The 17,466-nt window shown below is 55.2% G+C and carries 16 protein-coding genes; 10 read left to right on the forward strand and 6 right to left on the reverse strand.

Translation table 11 applies throughout. The features are described from left to right. Positions 1 to 231: 231 nt before the first annotated feature. Entirely contained in the window at positions 232 to 738 is a 507-nt protein-coding gene (cpxP, locus tag ACTU3N_RS16340; RefSeq protein ID WP_443087176.1) for a cell-envelope stress modulator CpxP, read from the reverse strand. A gap of 148 nt (positions 739 to 886) precedes the next feature. Here cpxP and cpxR point away from each other — a divergent pair, with 148 nt between their 5' ends. Beyond that, a complete protein-coding gene (gene cpxR, locus ACTU3N_RS16345; RefSeq protein ID WP_443087177.1) occupies positions 887 to 1,585 on the forward strand; it encodes an envelope stress response regulator transcription factor CpxR in 699 nt (232 codons plus the stop codon). Next, a complete protein-coding gene (gene cpxA, locus ACTU3N_RS16350; protein ID WP_443087178.1) occupies positions 1,582 to 2,955 on the forward strand; it encodes an envelope stress sensor histidine kinase CpxA in 1,374 nt (457 codons plus the stop codon). The genes cpxR and cpxA overlap by 4 nt, the downstream gene beginning before the upstream one ends. A gap of 33 nt (positions 2,956 to 2,988) precedes the next feature. Here cpxA and yiiM read toward each other — a convergent pair whose 3' ends face one another. Next, entirely contained in the window at positions 2,989 to 3,663 is a 675-nt protein-coding gene (gene yiiM / locus ACTU3N_RS16355) for a 6-hydroxyaminopurine reductase (protein ID WP_443087179.1), read from the reverse strand. 148 nt (positions 3,664 to 3,811) lie between these two features. On the opposite strand from yiiM, the gene ACTU3N_RS16360 reads away from it, so the two are divergent. Beyond that, positions 3,812 to 4,711, forward strand: a complete 900-nt coding sequence (locus ACTU3N_RS16360) for a dihydrodipicolinate synthase family protein (RefSeq protein WP_443087180.1) — start codon at positions 3,812 to 3,814, stop codon at positions 4,709 to 4,711. Positions 4,712 to 4,750: 39 nt separating this feature from the next. On the opposite strand, the gene ACTU3N_RS16365 is transcribed toward ACTU3N_RS16360, so the two are convergent. The 4 genes from ACTU3N_RS16365 to rhaS (ACTU3N_RS16380) form a co-directional block, all read right to left on the reverse strand. Further along, on the reverse strand, positions 4,751 to 6,001 hold the full coding sequence (locus ACTU3N_RS16365; protein ID WP_443087181.1) for a hypothetical protein: 1,251 nt from the start codon (positions 5,999 to 6,001) through the stop codon (positions 4,751 to 4,753). A 215-nt stretch (positions 6,002 to 6,216) separates the two neighbouring features. Next, positions 6,217 to 6,837: a superoxide dismutase [Mn] gene (gene sodA / locus ACTU3N_RS16370; RefSeq protein WP_443087182.1), complete on the reverse strand. Its 621-nt coding sequence runs from the start codon at positions 6,835 to 6,837 to the stop codon at positions 6,217 to 6,219. 191 nt (positions 6,838 to 7,028) lie between these two features. Beyond that, positions 7,029 to 7,877: an HTH-type transcriptional activator RhaR gene (gene rhaR, locus ACTU3N_RS16375; protein WP_443087183.1), complete on the reverse strand. Its 849-nt coding sequence runs from the start codon at positions 7,875 to 7,877 to the stop codon at positions 7,029 to 7,031. A 73-nt stretch (positions 7,878 to 7,950) separates the two neighbouring features. Then, positions 7,951 to 8,787: an HTH-type transcriptional activator RhaS gene (gene rhaS / locus ACTU3N_RS16380; protein ID WP_443087184.1), complete on the reverse strand. Its 837-nt coding sequence runs from the start codon at positions 8,785 to 8,787 to the stop codon at positions 7,951 to 7,953. 301 nt (positions 8,788 to 9,088) lie between these two features. Between rhaS (ACTU3N_RS16380) and rhaB the strand changes: the two genes are divergently transcribed. The 7 genes from rhaB to ACTU3N_RS16415 all read left to right on the forward strand — a co-directional run bounded on the left by rhaB (position 9,089) and on the right by ACTU3N_RS16415 (position 17,403). Further along, a complete protein-coding gene (gene rhaB / locus ACTU3N_RS16385) occupies positions 9,089 to 10,558 on the forward strand; it encodes a rhamnulokinase (RefSeq protein WP_443087185.1) in 1,470 nt (489 codons plus the stop codon). After that, positions 10,555 to 11,814 carry an L-rhamnose isomerase gene (locus ACTU3N_RS16390; protein ID WP_443087186.1) on the forward strand — a complete coding sequence of 420 codons (1,260 nt, stop codon included), beginning with the start codon at positions 10,555 to 10,557 and terminating at the stop codon, positions 11,812 to 11,814. The genes rhaB and ACTU3N_RS16390 overlap by 4 nt, the downstream gene beginning before the upstream one ends. A 72-nt stretch (positions 11,815 to 11,886) precedes the next feature. Beyond that, entirely contained in the window at positions 11,887 to 12,717 is an 831-nt protein-coding gene (rhaD, locus tag ACTU3N_RS16395; protein WP_443087187.1) for a rhamnulose-1-phosphate aldolase, read from the forward strand. Positions 12,718 to 12,822: 105 nt separating this feature from the next. After that, complete coding sequence (gene rhaS / locus ACTU3N_RS16400) at positions 12,823 to 13,809, forward strand: rhamnose ABC transporter substrate-binding protein (protein WP_443087188.1); 987 nt, start codon at positions 12,823 to 12,825, stop codon at positions 13,807 to 13,809. A gap of 75 nt (positions 13,810 to 13,884) precedes the next feature. Then, a complete protein-coding gene (locus ACTU3N_RS16405; RefSeq protein WP_443087189.1) occupies positions 13,885 to 15,414 on the forward strand; it encodes a sugar ABC transporter ATP-binding protein in 1,530 nt (509 codons plus the stop codon). Beyond that, entirely contained in the window at positions 15,395 to 16,399 is a 1,005-nt protein-coding gene (locus tag ACTU3N_RS16410) for an ABC transporter permease (RefSeq protein ID WP_443087190.1), read from the forward strand. The genes ACTU3N_RS16405 and ACTU3N_RS16410 overlap by 20 nt, the downstream gene beginning before the upstream one ends. Beyond that, positions 16,396 to 17,403: an ABC transporter permease gene (locus ACTU3N_RS16415; protein ID WP_443087191.1), complete on the forward strand. Its 1,008-nt coding sequence runs from the start codon at positions 16,396 to 16,398 to the stop codon at positions 17,401 to 17,403. The genes ACTU3N_RS16410 and ACTU3N_RS16415 overlap by 4 nt, the downstream gene beginning before the upstream one ends. The last annotated feature ends 63 nt before the right edge of the window (positions 17,404 to 17,466 follow it).

Genomic DNA, 17,466 nt, shown 5'->3' on the forward strand with positions numbered 1-17,466 from the left:
ACGATCAACAACCTGTTTGACAGCTTCAATTTTAAACTCTTCAGGATAACGCTTACTGCTCATGTGCACCTCTCATTAAGCCATTTTAAATGACTCTGAGGTGTCTGTTAAACCCGTGGCGATTCAACTAGCTGTTTTTGTTAGATTCAGGTGTAAGCGATGGATAAAAAAAACCCCCTCATCATGAGGGGGAAGACAGGGATGGTGTCTATGGCAAGGAAAACAGGGTTGTTACTGGGGTTGTTTCGTACTACTACTACTAAACACGGTTAACGGAGAACTTTGCTGCATCTGCGCGACTTCGCGCATTTGGGTCATCCGTTGCTGATGTTTCTGGTTTAAAACCGCTTGCTGCTCCGGCGTGAGCAGGTGGTACATCTGGTTGCGGACTTTCGCCATTTCAACCTGACGGTCTACCTGTTCCTGCGCCATCTTTTCTGCCTGAGCGCGCACAGCGTTTTCATCAAATTTTTCTGCGGTGACAAGGCTATGCATTGTCTCCATTTCGTTTACATTTACAGGGGGCCTGTCGTGCCGGGCCTGCCTCATTAAATCCCGCATCTGCTGACGCTGATGCTCGGTCAGATTAATGCCATCAAACATGTGGCTCTGAACGCTACGCTGTGCAAGGCCGTCGGCAGGGTGCCAGTTATCGCCTGTAACGACTTCAGCAGCCTGGCTAACAGCACTTAACGCCAGGGTTGAGGCCATGACGGCAGCGGTAACTATGCGCATCATTTGCTCCCGTAATATTCCCGTATCGCGAATCAACGAGACTCAGTCTACGATTCAGGCTGCAAACAAGCGTCAGGGGGTGTAAAACAACGTAAAGTCATGGATTAGCGTCTCGTGATGACGTAATTTCTGCCTCGGAGGTATTTAAACAATGAATAAAATCCTTTTAGTAGACGATGACCGAGAGCTTACTTCCTTGTTAAAAGAGCTGCTCGACATGGAAGGTTTTAATGTGCTCGTTGCTCATGACGGGGAGCAAGCGCTTGACCTCCTCGATGACAGCATCGATTTGCTTTTGCTTGATGTCATGATGCCGAAGAAAAACGGTATCGACACCCTTAAAGAATTACGCCAGACGCACCAGACACCGGTGATTATGCTAACTGCGCGCGGCAGCGAACTCGATCGTGTTCTTGGCCTTGAGCTGGGCGCAGATGATTACTTGCCGAAACCGTTTAACGATCGCGAACTGGTCGCACGTATCCGCGCCATCCTGCGCCGCTCCCACTGGAGCGAACAGCAGCAAAATAGCGACAGCGGCTCGCCAACGCTGGAAGTGGACGCCTTAAGCCTGAATCCGGGCCGCCAGGAAGCCAGTTTCGACGGGCAAGCGCTTGAGCTTACAGGTACCGAGTTCACCCTGCTTTACCTGCTGGCGCAGCATTTAGGCCAGGTGGTTTCGCGCGAACACTTAAGCCAGGAAGTGCTGGGTAAGCGTCTGACGCCGTTCGATCGCGCTATCGATATGCACATTTCTAACCTGCGCCGTAAACTGCCGGATCGCAAAGATGGGCATCCGTGGTTTAAAACCCTGCGCGGTCGTGGTTATCTGATGGTATCGGCTTCATGATAGGAAGTTTGACCGCCCGCATCTTTGCCATCTTCTGGTTAACCCTGGCGCTGGTATTGATGCTGGTGTTGATGGTGCCGAAACTGGACTCCCGCCAAATGACGGAGCTGCTGGACAGCGAGCAGCGTCAGGGCGTGATGATTGAGCAGCACGTAGAAGCTGAACTGGCGAACGACCCACCCAACGACCTGATGTGGTGGCGTCGGCTGTTTCGCGCGATCGACAAATGGGCCCCGCCAGGCCAGCGCCTGCTGCTGGTGACCAGCGAAGGGCGTGTTATCGGTGCCGAACGCAGCGAAATGCAGATAATCCGTAACTTTATTGGCCAGGCGGATAACTCCGATCACCCGCAGAAGAAAAAGTATGGTCGTGTTGAGATGGTTGGCCCCTTCTCCGTTCGCGATGGGGAAGATAATTACCAGCTATACCTCATTCGCCCGGCCAGCAATTCACAGTCAGATTTTATCAACCTGCTATTTGACCGCCCGCTGCTGCTGCTGATTGTCACCATGCTTATCAGCTCGCCGCTGCTGTTATGGCTGGCATGGAGCCTCGCCAAACCTGCCCGCAAACTGAAAAACGCGGCGGATGAAGTCGCGCAAGGCAATTTACGCCAGCACCCGGAACTGGAAGCCGGGCCGCAGGAATTCCTTGCTGCCGGAGCGAGTTTTAACCAGATGGTGTCCGCACTTGAGCGAATGATGACCGCGCAACAGCGTCTGTTGTCTGATATCTCCCACGAGTTGCGCACGCCGTTGACGCGTTTACAGCTGGGTACGGCACTTTTGCGCCGTCGCAGCGGTGAAAGCAAAGAGTTGGAGCGTATTGAAACCGAAGCCCAGCGTCTGGATGGCATGATTAACGATCTGCTGGTGATGTCGCGTAATCAGCAGAAAAACGCGCTGGTAAGCGAAACCGTAAAAGCTAACCAGATGTGGAAAGAGGTGCTGGATAATGCCGCGTTTGAAGCCGAGCAGATGGGGAAAACCCTGACGGTGAATTTCCCGCCAGGCCCCTGGCCGCTGTACGGTAATCCAAGCGCACTGGAAAGCGCTCTGGAGAATATCATCCGTAACGCGCTGCGCTACTCCCACAGCAAAATTGAAGTCAGTTTCGCTGTGGATAAAGACGGTATCACCATAAACGTGGACGATGACGGGCCAGGCGTCAGCCCGGAAGATCGCGAACAGATTTTCCGCCCGTTCTATCGCACCGACGAAGCACGCGATCGTGAATCCGGCGGAACCGGCCTGGGGCTGGCCATCGTCGAAACAGCTATCCAGCAGCATCGCGGCTGGGTAAAAGCTGACGATAGCCCGCTGGGCGGCCTGCGCCTGACTATCTGGCTACCGTTATATAAACGCGCCTGATAATGAACCGCTCTCTTCACCGCAAGAGAGCGGCTATTTCCCCAATAACCGCCGGGAATTATCCTCAATCTTGCCGTGAAGCCGCCGGTTTTGCATGGTGCGCGTCCAGCTTGCCGACAACCCTGCCGCCGACAGTAAGCGGTGATATTGCTCGTCATCAAACGGCTGCGACCAGGCGATCGCCGCGGCGTCCAGCACGCTGACATCACTCACGCGCGCGACGCGCTCCAGCGGTGCCTGTGCCGATACATCTCCGCCGGCAATCACCCGGTATAACCAGCCAACCCGGCCGCTTTTTTGCATTTGCGATGCTATGTCAGCGATAGCGAAGTGGAAGTTGAGCTTAAAACAGGGCGAGCGCGGTTGCGTAACCTGAATCAACGCATTGCCCCAGCGAAAAATATCGCCGATAAAAACGTTTTCCTCGGTTAACCCAAGGGTCGACAGATTCTCGCCAAACGCGGGCGGGCAAAACAGCGAAGCTTGCTCAGGAAAAGCGTTGGCCCACCAGGCATAATGCTCGCGAGGATAGTGGCACAGAGCGCGATCCGGACCGCCGTGATAACTTTTTTCTGCCTGCTCATCGCCTGCAAGCCCTGTCTCTGTCAGCCGTAGTTCGCAATCGACCTGCAGCTTAGCGATTGCGCTGGGACGACTACCTTCATAACCCCTGACCTGCCCAACAAACACCTCCACCGGATATTGCATCTTCTCCCCCTGTTCTGTCGTTGCGCGCTATTACAGCAAATTTTTGCGCACTAAACCCGCAAAAAACGGACCTGCTCATTGCCAACCGTGTGGCTATCTCTGATCTTAATATTTGAAACATCATTTCAATTAGCAAGGAGATCGCGATATGACCACGGCAATACCCTTTTCCGGCGTCTGGTGTCCCTCCATTACGCCGCTGGACAATGACGGAAAAATAGATTTAGTTGGCCTGAACCAGCATATCGCTCGCCTGAGCGCCGCCAACATTGATGTCATCCTGATGATGGGCAGCATCGGTGAGTTCGCCTCGTTCGCGCTTGAAGAACGGCTGCTGCTGATTCGCGAAGCACGCGCCATGTCATCCACGCCCATGGTAGCGAATGTCTCCTCGACCAGCGTGAGCGATATTTTGTGGATGGCGGACGAAGCCTACCGCAGCGGGTACGATGCGGTGATGGTACTGCCGCCTTACTATTATGGGCAAACCACACAGCAGCTGCTGAGCTATTTCCGCATGCTGGGGAATGCGCTGAGCGGCAAATGGTTTGCGTATAATTTCCCGGCGCGAACCGGCTGCGACCTGACGCCGGAGCTTATCGCGACGCTTGCAGCAGAATTTCCCCACTTTGCCGGTATCAAAGACACGGTGGATTGCCAGTCACATACCCGCAGTATGATTCTGGCGACGCAGGCTGTACGGGACGACTTCGCGGTGCTTTCCGGTTATGACGAGTACTATATTCCTAATCTGCTGGCGGGCGGCGCGGGCGTTATCTCCGGCCTGAATAACGTCATGCCTGAATTGTTTGTAAAAGCGCGGACCGCCTGGGCGCAGGGGGATTTGACGGGTCTGCAAATGGCCCAGCGAGAAATCGGTAAATTCATGTCTATTTACAGCATTGGCGATGATTTTGTTACCACGATTAAGACGGTGGTTGCGCGCAAATTTGGTTACTGCACTCCTGTCTCGCGTAATGCTGGCGGCACGCTAAGCGAGGAGCAGTGCACAATTATCGACAGGGTTTTTGCCATCCAGCACGCGTAATGTTAAGGCCGGATAAAAGCAGGCTATCCGGCAACGTATTCAGGGCCTGATGGTGCTCCGCTGGGCATGCGTATAAATAAATGGCATATAGCCTGCGCCCAGGGTTGCACCTATTACCATACTGTTGAGAATTCCCTCAACGGGTACTGCAAAACCATTAGCAAAAGAAGTGCTAAAAAGCGAAGCACGGCTTGCCAGCGTGTTGAATATATGGTCCATAGCGGTTTGCCAAGTTATTTCATCTTTACGACGAAAACCGAGGTGATATTGCAAGTGCGGGTTATTCTCCGCCTGAGCATTAAATCCTCGATAAGCTAATTCATCTCCGGTTTCACCTGCAATATTAATTAACGCCCGGCCTAACATATTCGCCGCCACGCTATTCTCTACCAGCGGAGTCAACGCTTCTGAGAGCATGGTCATCGCATGATCAACAGCAACCTGATTTACCACATAGAGCGCGGCAGTTTTTCCGGTAGCACACAGATGAATCTCACCGCTGTTATTATCGCCAAGCCGTAAAAAGTACTGTAAAAGATCGCGTAGCGGCACGTAGACAAATACAGCAGCAATTAATGAACTGGCCGCTAAAGTCAGCCCCCCGGTAGCCGCAACCGCCGCGCCTGATAAACCGGTCAGGGTGATATTCGCAAGCCTTGCGCGCAGGCTTGCCGGGGACTGCGTTCCGGCATTGATATCCCGTGCTATCGCAATTAATTGCAGCGCAATCGGAAAACCAATAGTGACGCCGCCCAGCGTTCTGGCCAGCATCGGATTGCCCTCAAACACTTTTTTCAATAACCCACGGTTAACGTATTCGCGTAATGCTGTCGGTATGCCTACGGTGATGAGATTACGCGCCAGCGCCAGCCCGGTATTTTCAAGATACTGCAGAAAACAGGATTGTTTCTCTTTTTTCGGGCCACTGAAGATATCTTCAGTCCCCTCCATATCAATGCTAATAAAATGTACCGTTGCCTTTTTTTTGCCGCCCGGCGTGTTATTAACCGATGCTGGTTTGTCGGGCAATTCGGTAATATGGCAGGGCGACGCAGGAGGAACAGAATTAGCCCGTAGCGTATTCATATCAATAACAACGTCATCCACTTCTTCATGAGAAAATAAACGCTCTGCTGATGCATGGCCAGGAGGTAATTTTACCAACGGCGTATAGCAATTTTTGACCTGGCCGAGCGATGTATTTAATTCACTGGCGCGTAGCCGGGAATTATCGTTTCTGGTGTCCTGATTCAGGGTGACATTTCCCTGGTGGCGTGTAATAGCGAACATATTAATCATCTCCTTATTGAGGATAATTATCTGCTCACAATGTGCCAGTCCGACATATAGAGTTGTTATTATGTTAAAAATAAGTTAGAGGTTTAGCATATACAGCCCGAAGAGTATTTTAAAAAACGCCTGAGATGCCTCTTTAAATAAAAAACCCCCGTCGGCAGCGCCAGGCGGGGGTTTTGGCTCACCACAACGTGAGCGTCAAAACAGACTTATTTTTTAGCAGCGAAACGTGCAGCCGCTTCGTCCCAGTTAACCACGTTCCAGAACTCTTTGATGTAGTCCGGGCGGCGGTTCTGGAATTTCAGGTAGTAAGCATGTTCCCATACATCCAGACCGATGATCGGGAAACCGGAAGCGCCGGAAATGGCTTCGCCCATCAACGGGGAGTCCTGGTTTGCGGTAGAAACAACCGCCAGTTTGTCGCCTTTCAGTACCAGCCACGCCCAGCCGGAGCCAAAGCGAGTTGCAGCTGCTTTTTCAAATTCTTCTTTGAATTTCTCAACGGAACCGAAATCACGTTCGATAGCCGCTTTCAGATCGCCCTGTAAAGTGGTGCCTTTTTTCAGACCTTTCCAGAACAGGCTGTGGTTCGCGTGACCACCTGCGTTGTTACGCAGCACGGTTTTTTTGTCGGTCGGCAGCTGATCAAGCTTGGTAATCAGTTCTTCAACAGGCAGTGAAGCGAACTCTGGCAGGCTTTCCAGCGCAGCGTTCGCGTTGTTCACGTAAGTCTGGTGGTGTTTAGTGTGATGGATTTCCATCGTTTGCTTGTCGAAATGTGGTTCCAGTGCATCGTATGCATACGGCAGAGCAGGCAGTGTATAGCTCATTTTCATCTCCATTATTGTCGGCGGCAACAAGTGTGAATGCCGCGTAAGCAGTCGGATCATTATAGTTAATTAAATGATATTGAAAATGATAATCAATGCCATAGTTTTTATAAGGATATAACTTTCGGTTATGTATATGAATTTGTGACCCCGCTCGCGTCCTTCACACACGCCCTGGCATAGCGGGCTAATCAGGCCGTCGCACGGCTGCGATGACGCCACTGCCCTGGCGTCATTCCTACCTCGCGGTTGAACACCACCGAAAAGTAGTTACTGTCTTCAAACCCGCACTGCATCGCGATCTCACCAATCATCTGCTCAGAATGTTGCAGCAAATACTGCGCGTGGCAGATACGTAGCTGGCGCAAATAGTGATTGATGGTCATGCCGGTTTGCGTGCGGAACTGCTGGCGCAGCGCCCGCTCGCTACATTGCTCCTGCTCACAAAACTGCTCCAGCACAAAGCTGCGGTTGAGGCTGCCGGAAAGCGCCGTGATCAGTTTATCCAGCAGCGCTTCGCTGTGTGTGGCCGCCACGTTATCAATAGCAAAACGGTGGCGCTCCAGGGTGATGACCAGCTGGGCAAAGAGGGTTTCCGCCATCATATTGGTAAGCTTATCGCTTTTGGTGCTCTCATGCTCCAGCTGGCTTATCACCTGCCGGGCCTGCGCCATGCCGCTACTGCCAAGACGCCAGTGCGGAACCCACGTTGATCCATTCAGGCCAGGAATATGCGCAGCCCAGTCAAGATTCAGGGTGAGCCGGTCAGGGCAGTAAATAATATTTTGCAGCACCAGGTCGTTAACCGAGGCGTATGAGTGGCTATCTTGCGCGCGGATATAAAACAGATCGCCACGGGTGATGCGATAAGGGCGATCGTTAAGCACATGCAGACCGTTGCCGCGCCACACCATGACCAGCTCGAAAAACTCATGGCTATGCTCGGCAAAAACGTTTTGTGGGTAGCGATCGGCCACCGCCACCGCCTGCCCACTACGGGGGAAAAAATCCGCTTTCCGAAGAATCAACTGGCCTGCCACAACGTCCCCTCAGCCGTGAATAAGCAGGCATTATTAGCGGATTTGTGGCAAAAAATCGGTGATAGCCTTCTCGTTACTGAAGCTGCACATCGCGCCCCTGGCGGATCTCCCGTGGCGACCAGGCAAACTCCCGGCGAAACAGCGTCGAAAAGTGGTTACTGTCGCCAAACCCGCAGCGAAACGCGATATCGGTGACGCTCTCGTCGCTATGGCGCAACATATGGCGCGCTTTAATAAGCCGCAAACGGTTGAGATAACGCTGCGGCGTCAGGCCGGTGGTGTGTTTAAGCTGGCGATGCAGCGTGCGTAATGACAGGGTAAACTGCGCCGCCAGCGACTCCCAGCAAATATCCTCGGCAAAATGGTCTTCCAGCCATAGCATTAGCTGATTAAGCCGCGTGTCGCTTCTCCCCGAGCCTTCTTCAAGGCTGCTTTTACGCAGCAGCACCAGCAATTGCATAAACAAAATCTCACGGTCAGCGATGCCGGGCGTGTCCGTTTCCTTCGCCTGGGCCTCCATCTTACTGATGATGGCGCGAATTTGCCCCAGCGTCTGCTGGTTAACGCGCCAGTGCGACGGATAGTAACCGTCCTGCTCCTGGGGCAATAGCTGATTTAACCCGGCCAGAAACTGGAACGCATCGGGTGAGCGATAAAGCACATTGGTCAGACACAGGTTGTCGGTATGTTCATACAAGTGCCTGTCGTGATCGCGCACAAAACAGACCGTCCCGCCGCTGATGGTATAAGGCTGACCATTAAAGACATGAATACCGGTGCCGTGCTCCACAATAACAATTTCATGAAAATCATGATGATGTTCGGGAAACGCGGCCTGGGGTAATCGTGGTTCGATGGCAATGGGTGATTGACCTGACGGAAAAAAATCCACGCTGTGCAGTACGGTCATGATAGCCCCCGGTAATGAGAAATGTTCTCAAAATAGTAATTAAGGGTTCCCGTGCTGGCCTTCAATTTTCGACAGCATTTCGCGCATAGCCTGCCGTTTTTTCAAGAAACCGTCCCAAAGATCGCGAAGTGTGGCGAGGGTCACAATGCGCGCAAAGCCCGCCATCGCTGAAAAATGTGAACTCTCTCACGTTCATCTTTGCTTTCTTGCCAGCGCCAAATCGCCGCTGTCCGTGGTGAGAAGGTACGCCTCACGGCCCTTTTTTAGACTCATGCTTACTGATTCTGAGAAGGACCCGATTATGACGTTTCGCCACTGTGTCGCGGTTGATTTAGGCGCATCAAGCGGGCGCGTCATGCTGGCGCGCTTCGACCGCCAACAACGCACGCTCTCTTTGCGCGAAATCCACCGTTTCGTCAACTGCCTGCAAAAAGTCGACGGCTTCGATTGCTGGGATATTGACGGCCTGGAGGCTGAAATACGCCAGGGCTTGCTGAAAGTGTGTGAGGAAGGCATCCAGCCGGACAGCATCGGTATTGATACCTGGGGCGTGGACGTGGTGCTGATTAACGACCAGGGCGAGCGCGTTGGCCTGCCGGTGGCCTATCGGGACGCGAGAACAGACGGCATCATGGCGCGCGCCATGCAAGACCCCGGCAAAGCAGAGATCTATCGCCGCAGCGGGATCCAGTTTTTACCTTTTAACACGCTTTACCAGTTTCGCGCCCTGGTCGAACAGCAGCCGGAACTGATTGACCAGACCGCCCACGCGCTGATGATCCCGGACTATTTCAGCTATCGCCTGACCGGCGAACTGAACTGGGAATACACCAACGCCACCACCACGCAACTGGTGAATATCAACACCGACAGCTGGGATGAGACGCTGCTTAACTGGGCGGGCGTGCCCGCGCGCTGGCTGGGTACGCCAACGCACCCTGGCAACGTTATCGGTCAGTGGATTTGCCCGCAGGGTAACGCTGTTCCCGTGGTTGCGGTGGCCAGCCACGATACCGCCAGCGCCGTCATTGCCTCGCCACTGGCAAACCAGGACGCGGCCTATCTCTCCTCCGGCACCTGGTCGCTGATGGGTTTTGAAAGCTTCACGCCTTACACCAACGATAACGCCCTGGCCGCCAATATCACCAACGAAGGCGGCGCAGAGGGCCGCTATCGGGTGCTGAAAAATATTATGGGGCTGTGGCTGCTGCAACGCGTGCTGAAAGAGCAAGCGATAAGCGACTTGCCCGCGCTGATAGCGCAGACAGAACAACTGCCCGTCTGCCGTTTCATCATCAACCCGAACGACGATCGTTTTATCAACCCGGAGAATATGAGCCGGGAAATCCAGGCAGCCTGCCGTGATGCGAATCAGCCGGAGCCTCAGAACGCCGCCGAGCTGGCGCGCTGTATCTTCGACAGCCTCGCGCTGCTGTATGCCGATGTGCTGAGCGAGCTGGCAGCCGTGCGCGGCACGCCGTTTAGCTGCCTGCATATCGTCGGCGGCGGTTGCCAAAACCAACTGCTTAACCAGCTCTGCGCGGATGCCTGCGGCCTGCCGGTTATCGCCGGGCCGGTTGAAGCCTCCACGCTTGGCAATATCGGCGTCCAGCTTATGGCGCTGGATGAGCTTCGCCACGTGGATGATTTTCGCCAGCTGGTGGCAGGCAATCACCCGCTCATCACCTATACCCCCCATCCTGATAATGAAATCGCCGGTTACGTCGCGCGTTTTCAGCAAAAAAAAGAGACAAAGGAGCTTTGCGCATGACCACTCAACTTGAACACGCCTGGGAAATTGCTAAGCAGCGTTTCGCCGCCACAGGGATTGATGTCGAGGAGGCGCTGCGCCAGCTCGACACACTGCCCGTGTCGATGCACTGCTGGCAAGGCGATGATGTCGCCGGTTTCGAAAACCCGCAGGGCAGCCTGACCGGCGGTATTCAGGCAACGGGCAACTACCCGGGCAAAGCGCGCAATGCTGCCGAACTGCGCGCGGATCTGGAGCAGGCATTTCGCCTGATCCCTGGCCCTAAGCGCCTTAATCTCCATGCGATTTACCTGGAAGCCGAAGGCGACGTCCCGCGCGACAAAATCCAGCCGGAGCACTTTAAAAACTGGGTGCACTGGGCGAAGCACAACGACTTAGGGCTGGATTTCAACCCGTCGTGTTTTTCGCACCCGCTCAGCGCCGACGGTTTTACGCTCTCGCACGCGAATGCTGAAATCCGCCAGTTCTGGATTGACCATGTGAAAGCCTGCCGCCGGGTGTCTGCCTGGTTTGGCGAGCAGCTCGGCACGCCGTCGGTGATGAACATCTGGATCCCGGACGGAATGAAAGATGTCACCGTTGACCGGCTCGCGCCGCGCCAGCGGCTACTCAATGCGCTGGACGACGCGCTGAGCGAAAAACTCAACCCCGCGCACCATATCGATGCGGTAGAGAGCAAGCTGTTCGGCATTGGCGCCGAGAGTTATACCGTCGGTTCCAACGAGTTCTATATGGGCTATGCCACCAGCCGCCAGACCGCGCTCTGCCTCGACGCGGGCCATTTTCACCCAACGGAAGTCATCTCCGACAAAATCTCCGCCGCCATGCTGTACGTGCCGCGCCTGCTGCTGCACGTCAGCCGCCCGGTGCGCTGGGACAGCGATCACGTAGTGCTGCTTGATGACGAAACCCAGGCCATCGCCTGTGAAATCGTGCGCCACAAACTCTTTGACCGCGTGCACATCGGTCTGGATTTCTTCGATGCCTCCATTAACCGCATCGCCGCCTGGGTGATTGGCACGCGCAATATGAAAAAAGCCCTGCTGCGCGCCCTGCTGGAGCCGGTCGAACAGCTGCGCCAGCTGGAAGCCGATGGCGACTATACCGCTCGCCTGGCGTTGCTTGAAGAGCAAAAAACCCTGCCCTGGCAGGCGGTGTGGGAGATGTATTGCCAGCGCCACGATACGCCAGCAGGTAGCCAGTGGCTGGAGAGCGTACGCGCTTACGAAAAGAGCGTGTTGAGCCAACGCGGCTAATTTACCGCCCTCTTTGCCAGGAGGGTTTGCGTGCGCGGGAACCCGCGCCGATTTAACAGGAATCACAAGACAATGCAGACCATTATTGATGCCTGGTTCGTCCAGGGGATGATTAAAGCCACCTCGGATGCCTGGCTGAAAGGCTGGGATGAGCGCAACGGCGGCAATCTTACGCTGCGCCTGGATGCGGTGGACATCGCGCCGTTTAGCGCAGATTTTCACCCGCAGCCGCGCTATATTGCGCTCAGCCAGCCGATGCCCCTACTGGCTAACACGCCGTTTATCGTCACCGGCTCCGGTAAGTTTTTCCGCAATGTTCAGCTCGATCCGGCGGCAAATCTCGGCGTGGTGCAGGTAGACAGCGATGGCGCGGGCTACCACATTCTCTGGGGGCTGACCGATAACGCGGTGCCGACCTCTGAACTCCCGGCGCATTTTCTCTCGCACTGCCAGCGCATCAACGCGACGGGCGGTAAAGACCGGGTGATCATGCACTGTCACGCCACCAACCTGATTGCCCTGACCTATGTACTGGAAAACTCGTCCGATTTGATTACCCGTAAGCTGTGGGAAGGCAGCACCGAATGCCTGGTGGTGTTCCCGGATGGCGTCGGCATTCTGCCGTGGATGGTGCCGGGCACCGACGAAATCGGCGAGGCAACCGCCAGCGAAATGCAAAAACATGCGCTGGTGCTGTGGCCGTTCCACGGCGTTTTCGGCAGCGGCCCGACGCTGGATGAAACCTTCGGTTTGATCGATACCGCTGAGAAATCCGCCGAAGTACTGGTGAAAGTGTTGTCGATGGGCGGGATGAAACAGACCATCACGCAACAGGAATTGATTGCGCTGGGGAAACGCTTCGGCGTCGCGCCGCTGCAATCTGCTTTAAATTTGTACCCATAAAAACATCGCGCCCCGCTCACGCAGACGGGGCGAACCGCTGTTCACCTGCAAGATACCCCTTCCCTGCTATGTCGACGGGAAGCTAACTTATGTGGAGTAAAAGCAATGAAAACAAAAGCAAGCTTTGCCCTCACCGTTGCCCTTCTGGCGTTGTCCGGTTCCGTTTTAGCTGAAGTAAAAATCGCGCTGGTCGCGAAATCTTTAGGTAATGGTTTTTTTGAAGCCGCAAATACCGGGGCGCAGGAAGCGGCCAAAGAGTTAGGCGATGTCAGGGTTATCTATACCGGCCCGACCACAACCACCGCAGAAGCACAGATAGAGGTGCTCAACGGGTTGATAGCGCAAGGCGTGGATGCAATAGCCATCTCCGCTAACGATCCTGATGCGCTGGTGCCGGTGCTGAAAAAAGCGATGCAGCGCGGTATCAAAGTGGTCTCCTGGGACTCCGGCGTAGCAAAAGCCGGGCGGCAAATTCACCTTAACCCGTCGAATAATGCGCTGATCGGCGAAACCAACGTCAAACTGGCCGCCGATGCGCTCAAAGCGCTGAACGTGGAGAAAGGCGATGTCGCTATCCTTAGCGCCACGCCGACCTCGACAAACCAGAACATCTGGATTGCCGAGATGAAAAAGGTGCTGCCGAAATACCCGTCCATCAATCTGGTGACGGTCGCCTATGGCGATGATTTATCCGACAAGAGCTATCGCGAAGCGGTCGGTTTGCTGAAGTCGTACCCGGAGCTGAAGGTGATCGTCTCACCTTCGTCGGTCGGCATTGTCGCCGCCGCCCAGGCGGTGAAAGACCAGAACAAAATCGGCAAAGTGTATGTTACCGGTCTTGGGCTGCCGTCTGAAATGGCCGGGGCAATCAAGTCAGGCGCCAGCAAAAGTTTTGCTATCTGGAACCCTATCGATCTGGGGTACGCCGCAACCTGGCTGGCGAATGATTTAGTCAAAGGCACCGCGACAAAAACCGAAGCCAGCATGGGAAAACTCGGCAAGGTAAAACTGGATGCGGACGGCAACGGTTCGATGGCGGAGCCTTTCGTTTACGATGCCAGCAACATTGATAAGTTCTCGACGATTTTTTGATTCTTTCCGCTCACAGGCCAGGGGAGGGGCGCGACCTTCCCTGCTGGCACGAGAAAGGCAACCTGGAGAACCATCATGACGGCATCCACACCCCTGCTGTCGCTTAAGGGCATCACCAAAGTGTTTCCCGGTGTGCGCGCCCTTGAGAACGTACAGCTCTCTCTTTGGCCTGGCAAAGTCACCGCGTTGATTGGTGAGAACGGCGCCGGGAAATCCACGCTGGTCAAAGTGATGACCGGTATTTACCAGCCTGATGAGGGCGAAATTCTCTACAAAGCGATACCTATCTCTCTGCCCACCCCGGAGGCGGCGCATAAGGTCGGGATCACCGCGATTCATCAGGAAACGGTGCTGTTTGATGAACTCTCGGTCACGGAGAATATTTTTGCGGGCCAGTATCGTTACAAAGGCTGGTTAAAAAAGCTCGACTGGCCAGCGATGCACCGGCAAGCAAGGGAGATTTTGCAACGCCTGGAAGTGCAAATCGACCCACACGCCACGCTGAAAACCCTGAGCATCGCCCAGCGGCATATGGTGGCGATTGCCCGCGCGCTGTCGTTTGAAGCGCAGGTGGTCATCCTGGATGAACCGACCGCCGCGCTCTCCCAGCACGAAATACTGGAGTTTTACCACATCGTTGAGCGCCTGAAACAGCAGGGCAAAGCAATCCTGTTTATCTCGCATAAGTTCGATGAAATCTTTGAGCTGGCGGATCACTACACCATTTTGCGCGATGGCGCCTATGTGGACTCCGGTGCCATCAGCGGTATCAGCGAAGCGCGGATGGTGGCGATGATGGTCGGGCGAGCCATCAATCAGAGCTGGCCAAAGGCGGATTGCTCGCCTGGCGAAACGGTGCTGGAGGTGAAAGATCTCTGTCATCCCACCGAATTTGCGCATATCAGTTTCTCGCTGCGTAAAGGGGAGATTCTAGGGTTTTACGGCCTGGTCGGCGCCGGGCGTACCGAGCTGATGCAGGCGCTGTGTGGCGTGACTCAGCCTTCGCATGGCGAGATTATCGTCAAAGGTCATAAGGTTCGCTTTCGCCAGCCCGCTGACGCCATCAGCGCCGGAATTGTCTGCGTGCCGGAAGAGCGCCAGAAACAGGGCGCAATCCTTGAACTCTCTATCGCCCAGAACATCAGCTTGCCGCAACTAAGCCGGATGAATCGCCACGGCGTGCTGAGCGAAGCCCGCGAATGGGCGCTGGCAGACGAGTACGCCAGGCGCTTGCAGGTGAAAGCCGTTAGCTGGCGACAGGCGGTCGAAACCCTCTCCGGCGGCAACCAGCAAAAAGTGGTTATCGGTAAATGGCTCGCCACGCACCCGGACGTGATAATCCTCGACGAACCAACCAAAGGCATTGATATCGGCTCAAAAACCGCCGTGCATCAGTTTATGGCAGAACTGGTAGCGCACGGGTTGGCGGTGATTATGGTCTCTTCGGAATTGCCGGAAGTGATGGGCATGTCCGACAGGCTGATTGTGATGCATGAAGGGTTAATGGTCGCCCACTACCGCGCGGGCGAAGCCTCAGCCGAAACCATCGTCAGCGCCGCCAGCGGTGCAGGTAAGGAGGTCGCAGATGTGGCAACAACTGCTTAAACATCGCGAAGCGTTACTCGCTGGTGTGATTGTGCTGCTGGTGCTGGCGATCGGTAGCCGCGTGCCGTCGTTTATCAGCCCGGTAAGCCTTGTGGAGATCTTCAACGACACCGCCATTCTGCTCATTCTTGCGCTCGGTCAGATGATGGTGCTGCTGACCAAAGGTATCGATCTGTCGATGGCGGCCAACCTGGCGCTAACCGGCATGATTGTGGCGCTGCTCAATTTTCACTATCCGCAGGTGCCGGTGTGGATGTTGCTGTGCCTTTCGAGCGCGCTCGGGTTAGTGCTGGGCATGATTAACGGCCTGCTGGTGTGGATGCTGGGGCTGCCAGCCATTGTTGTCACCCTCGGCACCATGAGTATCTACCGTGGGTGCATTTTTTTGCTCTCCGGCGGCGGTTGGGTCAACGCAAATCAGATGAGCGCAGACTTTCTCGGCCTGCCGCGCGCCGTGCTGCTGGGTCTACCGGTACTGAGCTGGTGCGCAATCGCGACGGTGCTGCTGGTGGGGTATTTCTTGCGCTACAGCCGTACCGGGCGGGCGCTCTACACCGCGGGCGGCAACCCAACGGCCGCTTACTATACCGGGATCGATGCCGGGAAAATGCAGTTCGTCAGCTTTTGCCTGTCGGGCGCACTGGCTGGTTTTTGCGGCTATTTATGGATCTCGCGCTTCGCTGTTGCGTATGTCGATGTGGCGAACGGTTTTGAGCTGCAAGTGGTGGCCGCCTGTGTCATTGGCGGCATCAGTACGATGGGCGGCATCGGGCGGGTGTCGGGCTGCCTGTTTGGCGCGCTGTTTCTCGGCGTGATTAACAACGCGCTGCCGGTGATAGGCGTCTCACCGTTCTGGCAGATGGCTATCTCCGGCACGGTGATCGTGATTGCCGTACTGCTCAATGAACGCGGTAATCGGCGCAAAGGGCGCTTGATCCTGCGTAACGCCGCGCTGGCGCGACAAAAACAGGCGGTGAAATCATGAACAAAACTCTGCTAACCCGCGCTGCGCAAGCGGCACCTGCTGCACCGATTTTTCAGCGTCTGCTGTGCTGGGAGGGCTTCCTGCTCGCCGTCACGCTGGCGGTTTTTATCATCAATGCGCTGACCACGCCGTGGTTTCTCAATATCTGGAACCTTTCAGATGCCACGTTCAATTTTACCGAGAAGGCCATCATCGTTCTGCCGATGGCGATGCTGATCATCGCCAGAGAGATTGATTTGTCTGTGGCTTCTACGATTGCCCTGAGTTCCACGGCGATGGGGTTTTGCGCGCAGGCCGGTGTGGATACGCCGCTACTGGTGTGCACAGGCTTCGGCGTTGGGTTGCTGTGCGGGTTATGCAACGGCCTGCTGGTCACGCGCTTTAACCTGTCGTCGATTGTCATCACCATCGGCACCATGAGCCTGTATCGCGGCATCTCTTACATTCTGCTTGGCGACAAGGCGCTGAATGCGTACCCGGAAAGCTTCGCCTGGTTTGGTCAGGGTTATGTGTGGGGCGCGCTGTCGTTTGAGTTTGCGCTCTTTATCGTGCTGGCGATTGTTTTTGCTTTTTTGCTGCATAAAACCAATTTTGGCCGCCGGACGTACGCCATCGGCAACAACCCAACCGGCGCGTGGTACGCCGGGATAAACGTTAAGCGCCACAACCTGCTGTTGTTTGCGCTGGTCGGCCTGATGGCGGGCTTAGCCGCGGTGCTGCTGACGTCACGCCTTGGCAGCACGCGCCCGACGATTGCTCTGGGTTGGGAGCTGTCGGTGGTCACGATGGCGGTGCTCGGCGGCGTCAATATCCTCGGCGGCTCCGGCAGCATGGTCGGCGTCATTATTGCGGCCTTTCTGATGGGGCTGGTGACCTTTGGTCTGAGCCTGCTCAATGTGCCTGGCATTGTGATGTCAGTTATCGTCGGCGCGATGCTCATTGTGGTTATCTCGCTACCGATAATCGCCCGCCGCGCCATGCAGCGACGGCAGGAAAAGCGGTGAACGGACAAGAATCATACTAATCAATACGCAACCCGCGCAGAGCCACTCTGCAAGGCGCGCGTA

The organism is Vagococcus sp. WN89Y (assembly GCF_052220145.1).
Taxonomy (GTDB): domain Bacteria; phylum Pseudomonadota; class Gammaproteobacteria; order Enterobacterales; family Enterobacteriaceae; genus Kosakonia.